Annotated in this window: 10 protein-coding genes; 4 read left to right on the top strand and 6 right to left on the bottom strand. The window is 36.4% G+C overall.

Translation table 11 applies throughout. The annotated features are described in order from the left end of the window. Positions 1-127: 127 nt before the first annotated feature. Positions 128-2,311: a TonB-dependent receptor gene (locus IPJ80_11670; protein MBK7914145.1), complete on the top strand. Its 2,184-nt coding sequence runs from the start codon at positions 128-130 to the stop codon at positions 2,309-2,311. Positions 2,312-2,379: 68 nt separating this feature from the next. Here IPJ80_11670 and IPJ80_11665 read toward each other — a convergent pair whose 3' ends face one another. Continuing rightward, on the bottom strand, positions 2,380-3,048 hold the full coding sequence (locus tag IPJ80_11665) for an NUDIX domain-containing protein (GenBank protein MBK7914144.1): 669 nt from the start codon (positions 3,046-3,048) through the stop codon (positions 2,380-2,382). Positions 3,049-3,050: 2 nt separating this feature from the next. On the opposite strand from IPJ80_11665, the gene IPJ80_11660 reads away from it, so the two are divergent. From IPJ80_11660 to IPJ80_11650, 3 genes are all read left to right on the top strand, one after another. Further along, complete coding sequence (locus IPJ80_11660; GenBank protein ID MBK7914143.1) at positions 3,051-3,689, top strand: orotate phosphoribosyltransferase; 639 nt, start codon at positions 3,051-3,053, stop codon at positions 3,687-3,689. A gap of 9 nt (positions 3,690-3,698) precedes the next feature. Then, positions 3,699-4,778 carry a M42 family metallopeptidase gene (locus IPJ80_11655; GenBank protein MBK7914142.1) on the top strand — a complete coding sequence of 360 codons (1,080 nt, stop codon included), beginning with the start codon at positions 3,699-3,701 and terminating at the stop codon, positions 4,776-4,778. 879 nt (positions 4,779-5,657) lie between these two features. Then, the gene (locus tag IPJ80_11650) at positions 5,658-6,836 is read left to right on the top strand and encodes an acetyl-CoA C-acyltransferase (GenBank protein ID MBK7914141.1); all 1,179 of its coding nucleotides are present in this window, start codon (positions 5,658-5,660) and stop codon (positions 6,834-6,836) included. A 1-nt stretch (position 6,837) separates the two neighbouring features. On the opposite strand, the gene IPJ80_11645 is transcribed toward IPJ80_11650, so the two are convergent. The 5 genes from IPJ80_11645 to alaS are packed head-to-tail and all read right to left on the bottom strand — an operon-like array spanning position 6,838 to position 13,025. After that, positions 6,838-8,250 carry a sugar transferase gene (locus IPJ80_11645; GenBank protein MBK7914140.1) on the bottom strand — a complete coding sequence of 471 codons (1,413 nt, stop codon included), beginning with the start codon at positions 8,248-8,250 and terminating at the stop codon, positions 6,838-6,840. Between the two features lie 4 nt (positions 8,251-8,254). Next, a complete protein-coding gene (locus IPJ80_11640) occupies positions 8,255-9,112 on the bottom strand; it encodes a hypothetical protein (GenBank protein ID MBK7914139.1) in 858 nt (285 codons plus the stop codon). Continuing rightward, on the bottom strand, positions 9,109-10,074 hold the full coding sequence (locus tag IPJ80_11635) for a Gfo/Idh/MocA family oxidoreductase (protein MBK7914138.1): 966 nt from the start codon (positions 10,072-10,074) through the stop codon (positions 9,109-9,111). The genes IPJ80_11640 and IPJ80_11635 overlap by 4 nt, the downstream gene beginning before the upstream one ends. Positions 10,075-10,083: 9 nt before the next feature. After that, on the bottom strand, positions 10,084-10,371 hold the full coding sequence (locus IPJ80_11630; GenBank protein ID MBK7914137.1) for a hypothetical protein: 288 nt from the start codon (positions 10,369-10,371) through the stop codon (positions 10,084-10,086). 29 nt (positions 10,372-10,400) lie between these two features. Beyond that, the gene (gene alaS, locus IPJ80_11625) at positions 10,401-13,025 is read right to left on the bottom strand and encodes an alanine--tRNA ligase (protein ID MBK7914136.1); all 2,625 of its coding nucleotides are present in this window, start codon (positions 13,023-13,025) and stop codon (positions 10,401-10,403) included. Positions 13,026-13,127 lie beyond the last annotated feature (102 nt).

Raw genomic sequence — 13,127 nt, 5'->3', positions numbered from 1 at the left:
TCCAATTTTTTTTTTTAACCGCTTGCTTATTTTAAACGCAAGGTTAAAAAATTGAACGAGTCGTTTAAGTAGTTTTAGGAGTTTCTCCAAATTTTTAAAACAATTCATTCTTTTAATAAATTCTTCTATGCGATTTTTTTTAGTCATTATTTTATCATTTACCCTAATCGGCATTCAAAGCCAAATTCTAACAGGCAATGTCGTCGATTCTAAAAACAATGCAATTCAAGGTGCTACTGTTTATTGGTTGTTTACATCCGACGGAACTTCAACTTCCGACAATGGATTCTTCCGACTTGAGCGAAAACCAGAGCACCAATTTCTGATTACAAATTTTACCGGATATCAAGCGGATACAACAGAAGTTGCTCCAAACGAACTTTATATTATTATCAGACTCCAGGAAGGACTCATGCTTGAAACAGTCAATGTTCAAGCTGAACGAAATTCAAACAGTTTTTCAAGATTAGAACCTTTGAATATTGAATCTCTGGAGAAAAAGGAATTTAAAAAAGCTGCTTGTTGCAGTTTGTCAGAAAGCTTTCAAACAAGCAATGCAGTTGATGTGAGCTATTCCAATGCAGTAACCGGCACTAAGGAAATTCAATTTTTAGGATTGCGCGGATTATACACCCAATTCCTTATTGAAAACCGCACTGCATTTGATGGGATTTTATCTACGATGGGATATGATCTGATTCCAGGAACCTGGCTTGATCAGGTTAATATATTAAAAGGTGCTTCATCTGCACTGCACGGTTCTCAAAGTATGGCTGGCGCAATCAATGTACAGCTTAAAAAACCTGATACTGATCATCCTGTGTATTTGAATCTTTTTGGAGATTTACATGGTCGCCTGGAATCAAATCTCCATTTGAATAAAAAATGGAATGATCGAAAAGCAAGTGGACTTTATCTCAACGCAACAACTAATACCTCATCACGAGATCACAACGAAGATTCCTTCCAGGATGAACCAAAAGTTAATAAAGTAAATGGATTGCTTCGCAATACATTTTATGGTGAATCCTTTGAAGGTCAACTGAATGCTCAAATACTTAATGAACGTCGAACCTCAGGGCAATTGAATGTCGAATCTCCTTATACAATAAAACAGGATATTCAACATTACAATGCATTCGGAAATTTGGGTTATGTCAAATTCAACAAAGAACTCCAAAGTCTTGGTTCACTTTATGATGTTTCTTATTCAAAAATTGATTCCAAATTTGGTAACCGGACATTCAAAGCAGATGAAACAAGAGTGTCAGCTCAATTTTTTTATATGCATCCTTTTAAGGAAGGCAGACACATGTTAACCGTTGGGCCGGTTTTTCACTTGAATCGAGCCCATGAAACATGGGATCAAAAAAAATTAACCTACAAAGAGACTGTGACGGCAGCTGTAGCTGACTATACATATAGAAACAATGTTGAACTAAATAATTCATTAACCATCACTACAAGTCAACGTCTTGAATGGTTAAATTCAGATCAATTATTGTATATCCCACGGGCAAATTTTCGATTACTTTTTGCAAACGACTGGACTGCTAGAGCATCGATAGGTAGAGGGTATCGATTTCCCCGAATATTTTCAAACCAATCCGGCTTATTTGCAAGTGCAAAACTTTGGAATATAGAAAGTACACCAGAAATTGAAACATCCTGGAACTCCGGTTTCAATCTGGTTGGAAAACCCTATTGGCAGGGACGTGAGTTGGTAATAAATTTTGATTTATACTATACCTGGTTTCAAAATCAATTGGTTGTAGATCAAGATGAATCCGACTTCAGAATTTATATCTATGGATTGAATGGTAAATCTTATGCCTTACAATCAATAATTACGTTAAGCTATCCAATCTTTGATCGCATCCAACTAAAAATTGGTGGAAAATTTACTGAATCCAAAACAAAATTTAAAAAAGGCATTTTAGAAAATTTATTGATTCCAAAATACCGTGGATTGGTATCCATTGATTTCGAATCTGAAAACAGAAAGTGGTTGTGGAATTTAACTACCAGTTATATTGGCAAAATGAGGTTGGCGGAAAAAACAACGATTCCGGTTCATCTAATTCATGAACACCAGAAACAATCTACTGATTATGTATTAATGCAATCACAAATTGGATATACTCATAAGGCATTTGAATTTTACGCCGGCGTTGAAAATTTACTCAACTATACACAACATGAGGCTATTATTGATCCGGAAAATCCTTTTGGAACTTATTTTAATGCAACTGAAATTTTTGCACCAGTTTCAGGTATAAAACCTTATTTAGGAATCAAATGGCATTTGTGAAATAACAATACTTATTGATTATAAATTGAATAATTAAAAATAATTTCAAAATATGTTTAAAGGGGATTTTATAAATCCCCTTTAGTTTTTAATGCCTGCAACTCAATATATTTTTCAATGAGTTTGTAAATATTGCGGTGTATTGGTTTTTTTAGCAATGCATCCTGTGGCAACAGCCATTCTGTTTGTTCTATCCCTTCTGAACTTTGAGGAATCGCTGCTTCACTTCCAAAATAATGTAAAACATACCACTTCGTTTTTTTTAATGCTCGTGCATTATTTTTTTCACGGTAAATGTGATAAGTCTCCGCCAATTTATCTCCCAAAACCAAGGCTTTTAATCCTGTTTCTTCTTCACATTCCCGCAATGCAGCAGTTTTAAATTTTTCATTGGAGTCCAATTTTCCTTTTGGCAAGTCCCAAAATCCACGTCTGTAAATAGCTAAAATTTGATCTTCCTTATTTTTAATAATTCCTCCTGCAGCAGGAATCCATAATAACAAGCTTTTTAAATCCTGATAAAGTCCTGGTAAATCTTTTGAGAAAATTAAGATGGATTGGAACCGATCGGATTTTTCGAGTGTGTCTAAATATTGAAACAAAGACTTTTTATTGCCACTGTAAGGCAGGATCAGCTGTTGAGCATCCGGTTGCAGTTCTGGAATGATTGATTCTTCCGCCAGAATTAAGGAACGCTCGTCCATTTGAATTTCGTAAGTTTGCTGCTTGTTCTTCATACATGGATTTAGCCCACAAGATAGCAGATCGTCTTTTGGAAATAAAGGCGGTAAAATTAAATCCCAAAAACCCATTTACCTGGGCTTCTGGATTGCGTTCGCCCATTTATTGTGACAACCGCAAAGCACTGTCATTTCCTGCGATTCGAAAAGAAATCATTGATGGTTTTGTCCAAAAATCAGGAAACTTCCAGGCTTTTGATGCCATTGCAGGGGTAGCCACCGCGGGAATTCCATGGGGAGCTTATTTGGCTGACCGGCTTGATAAACCTTTTGTGTATGTAAGATCAAAACCAAAAGAACACGGTTTGCAAAATCGGTTGGAAGGATCATTGAATCCTACAGCCTCGGTACTTGTTATCGAAGATTTGGTCTCTACAGGGGGAAGCTCGCTGGAAGTTGTGGGGGTTTTAGAATCCCTGGGGCATCCGGTCAAGGGCTTGATAAGTATATTTCAATACGGTTTTAGTACGGCCACTGCCAAATTTTATGAAAAAAACGTGGATTTTGAAAGTTTGACTGACTTTTCAATGCTTTTGGAACAAGCTTTGCTTCAGAATTATATTGACAAAACGGAATTTGAAAACCTATCCAACTGGAATAAGGATCCACAAACCTGGGCTTCCCAATTTCAGTCTTAGAACCAATTTATGAAAATTATCAATAAGAAATCAGAAGAATTTCTCTATAAATACCTGAATAATCCCTCTCCCACGGGATATGAGGCAGCTGGACAGAAAATTTGGCTGGAATACATTAAAAGCTATATCAATGACTGGAGTCTGGATAATTACGGGACACTTTATGGAGTGGTTAATCCAGGAAAAGCGTTTCGCGTTATAATTGAAGGACATTCGGATGAAATTTCATGGATGGTGAATTACATAACGGATGATGGCTTTATTTATGTGATTCGAAACGGAGGAATCGATCAGTCAATAGCTCCCTCCAAAAGAGTACAGATTCATACACCTAATGGAATTGTACAAGGAGTATTTGGATGGCCTGCGATCCATACCCGAAAAGGAAATGACACCAATCTATTAGCAACCCTTGAAAATATATTTATAGATGTTGGTGCAAAAGATCGCGAGGAAGTTGAAAAAATGGGCATTCATGTGGGATGCTGCATTACCTATGAAGATGGCCTAATGAAATTGAATGATCGCTTTTATGTGGGTCGTGCATTGGATAATCGATTGGGTGGATTTTGTATTGCAGAAGTTGCGAGGCTATTGCATAAAAATAAAATCAAACTACCCTATTCCTTATACATTGTAAATGCCGTACAAGAAGAAGTAGGCTTAAGGGGAGCCGAAATGATAGCACAGACTATAAAACCAAACCTTGCAATTGTTACGGACGTAACCCACGATACCCACACACCCATGTTAAAAACAAAAGAGCAGGGTTCGATAAAATGTGGATTGGGTCCCGTTTTATGCTATGCCCCTCCGGTCCATAATATTCTGCAATCATTGGTTGTTAAAACAGCAGAAAAGAATAAAATTCCTATCCAACGAAATGCATCTTCGCGGACAACCGGAACAGATACTGATGCATTTGCTTATTCAAATGGAGGCGTGCCTTCTGTATTAATTTCTGTGCCATTAAGATATATGCACACCACAGTAGAATCCGCCCATATTGAAGACATCGAACATGTAATCAAACTAATTTATGAAGTATTATTAGCTATTGATCCAAAAAAATCATATAAATATTTTTAAACAGCCGTATTTAACTTTTTATATTTCTGTCTTCTACGGATTTCTTTCTTTAGCTATAACGGATTCGTTTTTTTTGTTATTTCATGGGCTACACCTATCCATTTGTAAGGCGTTTTTTGTTTTTTCCTCAATTGTGTCCTTTTATTATTATCAAAAAGAAGTTGCACCAATTTTTCATCATGCTGTTAATAAGTCATTTCTCCCATTTCAAAAATTTATTTTATTTCTTTTTGGGAGTAGCAGTTGTTTGACTTTTACACAATTGGATTTTGACACTCAACTTATTATTTGTTTCTTTTCCATTATTGGGATCTCCTACCATAATCACACCCGATATTTTTTATTCAGAAAACTCATTTTGTGGAAAAACATAGTCATCAGTTTAAGTTGGACAGGCATTTGTCTGCTGAGCTTTAATATAAATCAATTAAGGGATTTAGATTTTTGGCTAATAGCATTAGGCTTTTTTTTAATTGTATTAATCCAAAGTATCTTATTTGATTATAATGATATTAAAAAAGACAAATCATACAATCATCATACTTTTGCAAGCAATTCCATTCCAGAAAATTTATTTCAAACAATCCGATATTTATGCTTGATAATCCTTGCGATCCTTTGCATATTAACTTTTAATAGGAGCATTTCACTTTTAGGGTTTCTTTTGAATATTTCCTTACTTTCAGTTTATTATTCTAATTTATATAATTATATCAAATCACAACAGTCACATTTGATTTATTTCACAGATATTATTTTTTTACTATTTAGCCTCAGCTTTCATTTGTAGCCAACAAAAAGAATAGCTGGCTGTTATTCTTAAAATTGCGTATTTTCCATAGCAATTCCTTCTATATTTGCGCCTCGAAATTCAGAATCATGCAAGAAGTTTTCATCGTATCTGTAGCACGTACACCCGTTGGTAGTTTTGGTGGTGTATTGTCTTCCCTTTCAACCATCCAATTAGGAGCCCTGGTGGTTGACGAAGTAGTAAAACGAGCTGGTATTCCATCCACTGCTGTTCAAGAAGTTATCATGGGCAATGTTTGTTCTGCAAATTTGGGTCAAGCACCTGCAAGACAAGCAGCACTCAATGGTGGGCTTGCTGCAAATACTGTATGCACAACTGTTAATAAGGTCTGTGCATCTGGTATGAAAGCCATTTCAATGGCTACTCAATCAATTCAATTAGGTATATCTGAGATCGTAATTGCCGGGGGAATGGAAAGCATGTCTAACATTCCTTATTACGTGCCAAATGCTCGTTGGGGAATGAAATATGGCAATTCTGAACTCATTGATGGATTGCACAAAGATGGCTTGATGAATATTTATGATAAATTGGCTATGGGTGTTTTTTCAGATCAAACTGCCAAGAAATATTCCATTAGTCGTGAAGAACAAGATGCCTATGCAATCAGCTCTTATCAAAAATCTGCACAAACAACTGCAGATGGTGGATTCACAACTGAAATTGTACCAGTTGCCATTCCACAAAAGAAAGGAGATCCGCTACTGGTTACCAAAGATGAGGAATTTACAAAAGTTGATTTTTCTAAAATACCTTCTTTAAAACCGAGTTTTACTTCAGATGGTACAGCCACTGCAGCCAACTCATCAACACTTAATGATGGCGCCTCTGCATTGCTATTAATGAATGCTGCTAAATTAAAGGAATATAATTTAACACCCATTGCACGGATCGTTTCTTATGCTGATGCCGAACAAGCACCAGAATGGTTTACAACGACCCCATGTGTTGTTACTCCCTTGGCTTTAAAACGAGCCGGTTTACAAAAAGATCAAATAAGTTATTTTGAAATCAATGAAGCTTTTGCTGTTGTACCCCTGGCATTCAGTAAAATACTTGATTTAGATCTCCAAAAAATAAATATTCACGGGGGTGCAATTTCATTGGGGCATCCTATTGGATCCTCAGGAGCTCGCATTGTTTGTACTTTAAGTCAAATTTTGCAACAAAAGCAAGCACAATATGGTTTGGCTACTATTTGCAATGGCGGCGGCGGAGGAACTGCGGTAATTATAGAACGTCTTTAGACTATTTACCTTTTCCCTGAATTAAAACAGACAGGGTATAAAACAAGATTTTAAAATCAAGACCCAGCGATCTGTTTTCTATGTATAAAATATCGTATTCGAGCCTTTGAAGCATTTCTTCAATACTGGAAGCATATCCAAATTTTACTTGTCCCCAGGAGGTAATTCCAGGTCGAACTTTAAGAAGATGTTTATAGTGTGGTGCTTTTTCCATGATCTGATCAATAAAATACTTTCGCTCAGGACGAGGACCCACTAAAGACATATCGCCTTTCAAGACATTGATAAATTGTGGCAATTCATCCAATCTCCATTTTCGAATGGTTGCACCCCAGCTTGTAATTCGCGGATCGCCATCATAAGACAACATGGGGCCATTGTCTTCTGCCAAAATATTCATGGACCGAAACTTATAAATAAAAAAAGGTTTACCATTTAAGCCAATGCGTTCCTGCAAATAAATTGCCGGACCGGGACTGGAAATTTTAGTCCTCACATACACATACAAGATTACAGGAGATAATAAAATCAAAGCCACCACGCTGACAATCATATCAATCATTCGTTTGACAACGATTTGCCATTTAGGCATCATTTCCTGTTTGATCTCAATTAATACGGCCCCATATACGTGATTTAATCGAACGGTACCAAGTAAAATATCGTATGTATCCGGAATCGTTCGGACAATTAACCGGTCACCGTATTCAAAAAGTACATCAACAATGGATTTTAATTTTTGATGTTCCGTAGATTCTATTGCAATAATTACTTCTTCAATTTTATTTTCATCCAAAGTTCTACGAATATCTGCAAGACCACCCATTTGAGGTAAGTATTGAATCAATTCATTTCCTCTACCTCCATTGGAATGAATGAAGCCAACAAATTTATGACCAAGACTATAGTTTAAAGATGAGATGTCTTTATACAGTTTAACAGCTTTTTGGTCACCTCCAATAATTAGGGTATTAAAACCTACAATGCCTTGTTTCAACCGATTGCTTACATAGGTTAAGAATACCATTCGAAATACAATGATTAAACTGAAATGATAAATAAAATAAATCGACAGTGCTTTAAAATAGCGATTTTCAAAATTTATTTCTTCATTCGAAAGTAGTACAAAAAAAACCAACAAGCTACCCAATATAGTAAGTAAAAGGGTTCTTGAAAAAACAGACCATCTGGATAAACGGTATACATCTTTATATTGCTCGGCCATCAGGTAAAGCAGAAACCAGGAAAAAGGAACAATCAGCATACCTCCCCGGTAAATGTGCTCAAATATTTCTGATTCATTACCAATAAAAAAATGATGTGCCCGCAAATACTGAACAAACAGATACCAGGCTACTAAAGCCAAAATAAAATCTATGACAACGTAAATGATATTTTCCTTGCGTCTAAACATATACTTATCGATGAATCACTTTAATGTTATCAATAAATATTTGTTGGATTGCCTTCGAACTGTCTTTTTGAAAATCCGCGGCAATTGCGAGGTGATAATAATCTGAATTGGAACTGTTTATAATTTCTCTAAAATCAAAATAGACCTTAGTCCAATTCTTCTTAGGAAGAACTCCTGCTTTAATAAGATTTTCTTCTCCCAGTATGTTTTTATAACCAATAAACCCAATTGAAAATGGAATGTCTGCCTTGAAATTCAGTTCTAAAATAATTGGATCCCCGCTTTGTGGTATAGGGTCATTGAGTATATATTCTGCGGAAATGGATGGATGCTCCTTGGTTAAAGCTATAGATCCGGAATGAGATCCTTCAAATGCTTCTGACGCATCGGTCAGCAATATTTTTGTTTCAGGATCTTTGTCGCGATCGGTATTAAAAAAATGTATGCCTTCAAAGTCTTCAATCACAGAAAACTGCAATCCAGATTGGTATGATGTATTCGGCCGAATGGTGTCTGTTATTTGCGGATCCAGTTGAATGGTGATTTTGAATGGATTTAAAAGTTGGTAGCGAAAAGCATTGGTGATTCTACCATCCTGCCGATACCCTGGAATTAATAACACCTCACTGGTACCTGATTCCAAAACCGGGATCCAACAGGGAAGTTCATAAGCTCCGTAATAGTGATCATTTACGTAAATCCACACATCGGATAAATTTTGACTGCCTGTACCTTCTCCAATCTTAACACTAAAATCAAAGGGTTCTATATAGAGATAGGATGGAATTTTTTCATCATCCCGGTCACAGGCACAAAAAGTCCATAGGAGCAAGAAGATGAGCTTGCCTTGTTTGAGAGTCATTGTTTCGTTTCGATTTGCTTCGTAATAGCCTGCACCAAAGCCAAAGCCTGGATTCCTTCATCCAGATTGACTTCAGGCATATCATCTGTAACGATGCTTTTGTAAAAAGATTTTAATTCCTCTGCAATTGCATTCACCGTTTTTATTTCCGGGTTGACTAAAGAAATGTATTTATTTCCCTTGTGTGTTTCAATTTCCAATGTATTGTCTTGATATTCATCGAGTAAACGAATGACCTGGGCTTCTTTCTCCAATAAATCACAACTTATGTAGGCATCCTCCTGAAATATTCGAATTTTTCGCATTTGCTTCATAGATATCCTGCTGGCAGTAACATTGCAAACCAGGCCATTTTCAAATTCAATTCTGGCATTACAAATATCCGGCAATGGACTTACCAAGGAAACTCCATTGGCTTTGATATCTTTTACCTCGCTTTTAGCCATGAGGCAAATCAAATCCAGATCATGAATCATAATATCATGAACAACTGAAACATCCCGTCCTCTTGGATTAAAACTAGACAATCGGTGTGCTTCTATAAATTTGGGCTCTTTAATAAAAGGCCTGATCGCTGCAAAACTAGGATTAAAACGTTCGACATGCCCAATTTGTATTTTAACCGGATGCTCTTTTAATAAGTTTTTTAAAAAGGTGGCTTCTTCCAGACTGCTTGTTACTGGCTTTTCGATAAAACAATGTTTGTTCTGTTTAATAGCATCTTGTGCTAACTCAAAATGCGAACTGGTCGAACTAACAATGTCAATGGCATCGCAATTGGAAATAAGTTCGTCATAACTTTCAAAAGCCTTGATCCCGTATTCACTCGCAATTTTTTGACGCGTTTCGGGAGAAAGATCATAAAAGCCTTTGAGTTCGAGATCCGGATTTTCAAGAATGCATTTCAGGTGAATTTTTCCCAAATGCCCTGTTCCGGCTAATCCAATTTTTAATCTGGCCATGAAGGTAGTTTAAGCTTGCATTCTAATTAAAAACAAGAGTACTATAACGATGACAATGACTGCGATAAAAAGCAAGCCTGTTATACGTATGTGTGATCTGAAGCGATCCATCAATTCAACTGAATCCGGATAATTACTTTTTACCTCATCCCATTTTTGTTGATTGAACAGGTCCATAAAATTGAACTGGATTCTATTTTGAACCAATTGCTTATACATCCCAAAGGTTTTAACACGGATGTATACATTAAACAAAATAAATACCAGAAATATCAGAATTGCATATACAAAAGCCATAGTGAATATATTAATTAGAATGGTTTTGATTAATTTGATTGCAGAATGGATTGCAATGCATGTTTTAATGCATTTGATAATCCCTCTTTATTTTTTCCACCGGCGGTCGCAAAAAATGCTTGTCCTCCACCACCCCCTTCAATAAATCTTGCAGCATCTTTTATTAATTGAGATGCATTGAATGATTTTGAAATAGATTCACTGACGTAGCACATGAGTTGAGGTTTATCCTTTTCAATAAATCCCAAAAACAGAATCGCAGGATTTTTTTCCTGAGCCAATTGATATACCAGATTTTTTACTAATTTAGAATCATCCAGTTCGATTTGATTAACCAGATAATGGATTCCGTTATTCATTTGAAAGGATGCCAATAAATTAGCCTTCAAAGAATTTGCATGCGCTTCTTTCAATTCCAGAATCACTTTTTCAAGGTGTTTGTTTTCATCTAAAAGTTGTTGCACACTTTGTGTAATATCGATTGGATTTTTAAGCAGATGACGAATTTTATCAACTGTTTCAAATTGTTGCTCAATAAGTTGTTCTGCTTTCAATGCCGAAACAGCTTCAATCCGGCGAATTCCTGCTGCAATGGCTGACTCTGAAGTGATTTTAAAATAACCAATTTGGCCTGTGGTTTCAACGTGACAACCTCCACAAAGTTCGATAGAATAAGCAGGATCAAATGTAATCATCCTCACCTGATCACCATATTTTTCTCCAAACAACATCATTGCACCCGCTTTCTTGGCTTCGTCAATCGGTATTTTTCTTTTTTCTTCGCGAACAATATTCTCCCGTATTTTTTCATTGACTAATTGCTCCACCTTCAGGATTTGATCTGCATCCATTTTTTGAAAATGGCTAAAATCAAATCGCAAAGCATCTTCTTTTACCAAGGACCCCTTTTGTTGTACATGCGAACCAAGCACTTTACGCAGTGCTGCATGCAATAAATGCGTAGCACTGTGATTGTTTTCAATAAGTTTTCGACGATACCCATTCACTTGCAATCGAACATCTGCGGATAGATTCTGTGGCAAAACTTCTGCCACATGAATAATCAAATCATTTTCCTTAACTGTATCAATAATTTCAATTGGAAATTCATCGAAATAAGCGATGCCTGTGTCACCTACTTGTCCACCCCCTTCCGGATAAAAAGGCGTTTGGTCAAAAACCAGTTGAAAATAGGCTTGTGATTTTGCCATCAGCTTGCGCCAACGCAATAATTTTCCATGTTCCGTTTCAAGCGTATCGTATCCTAAAAATTGAAATTGTCCTTCAGCCACTACATTCCAATCAGAATATTCCTTTTTAGCATCCGAGCGAGAGCGTTCTTTTTGTAAGGCCATGGCTGCATGGAAACCTGCTTCATCTACATTCCAATTGTTTTCACGTGCGATTAATTGCGTAAGGTCAAATGGGAATCCATACGTATCGTATAATTCAAATGCAAGTTTACCATCCAATTGTTTAAGGTTTGGATCCAGTAAATCCAATTTCCGTAAGCCATCTTCAAGCGTTTTTAAAAACGAAGACTCTTCTTCGCGAATTACTTTACTAATAAAATCATTTTGTAAATCCAATTCAGGAAATACAGATGCCATGTTTTCTGACAGCACAGGAAGCAAGCGATACAAAAACGGTTCCTTTAAATTTAAGAACGAATATGCATACCGAACAGCCCGTCGCAATATCCTACGAATCACATAGCCTGGTCCTGTATTGGAAGGAATCGCTCCGTCAGCAATAGCAAAAGAAACTGCGCGAATATGGTCGGCCATTACCCGCATAGCTAAATCTGATTTTGCATTTGGATCATATGAAGCACCGTATGCAATTTTTGTATGCTGAGAAATGAAATCAATTAATGGTTTAAAGATATCCGTATCATAACTGGATTTTTTATTTTGAAGGACCATGCTGATCCGTTCAAATCCCATTCCCGTATCGATGTGTTTTGCAGGGAGCTCTTCCAGAGATCCGTCTGCTTTACGGTTGTATTGTATAAAAACCAGGTTCCAAATTTCCATGAGTTCCGGAGAACCCGCATTCACTAATACTGCACCATTCTGATTCTTTTTCTGTGCTTCAGAGCGCAGATCCACATGAATTTCAGAGCATGGGCCGCAAGGACCGGTATCACCCATTTCCCAAAAATTATCTTTTTTCCCAAAAAACAAAATCCTATCTTCTGCAATCCACTGTTTCCAGTAAGAAACTGCTTCCAGGTCTTTTTCCAAACCTTCTTTTTCATCACCGCCAAAAACAGAAACATATAAATTCTCTTTCGGGATTTTAAATTCTTCGGTTAATAATTTCCAGGCAAATTCAATAGCCTCCTTTTTAAAATAATCCCCAAATGACCAGTTTCCCAGCATTTCAAACATCGTATGGTGATACCCATCTGTACCCACTTCTTCCAGGTCATTGTGTTTGCCACTTACCCGAAGGCATTTTTGCGTATCAGCAATTCGCGGGATGGTAGCGACCTGATTTCCAAGAAAATAGTCTTTAAAAGGATTCATCCCGGCATTTGTAAACATCAGGGTCGGATCATTCTTTACAACAATGGGGGCAGATGGAACAATTTTATGTTGTTGTTTTTCAAAAAAGCTGAGAAAAGTCTGTCGGATGGTCTTTGAATTCATTATAAATTATAATAAAAATTAATGTTTATATATTTGTAATATAACTAAATACAAAATAATATCTCCTATATATTATTTTTATTCAATTGAAAAAACGGGTTT

It is taken from the genome of Saprospiraceae bacterium (assembly GCA_016714025.1).
GTDB lineage: Bacteria > Bacteroidota > Bacteroidia > Chitinophagales > Saprospiraceae > Vicinibacter.
This window is presented reverse-complemented; position numbering and strand designations above follow the sequence as displayed.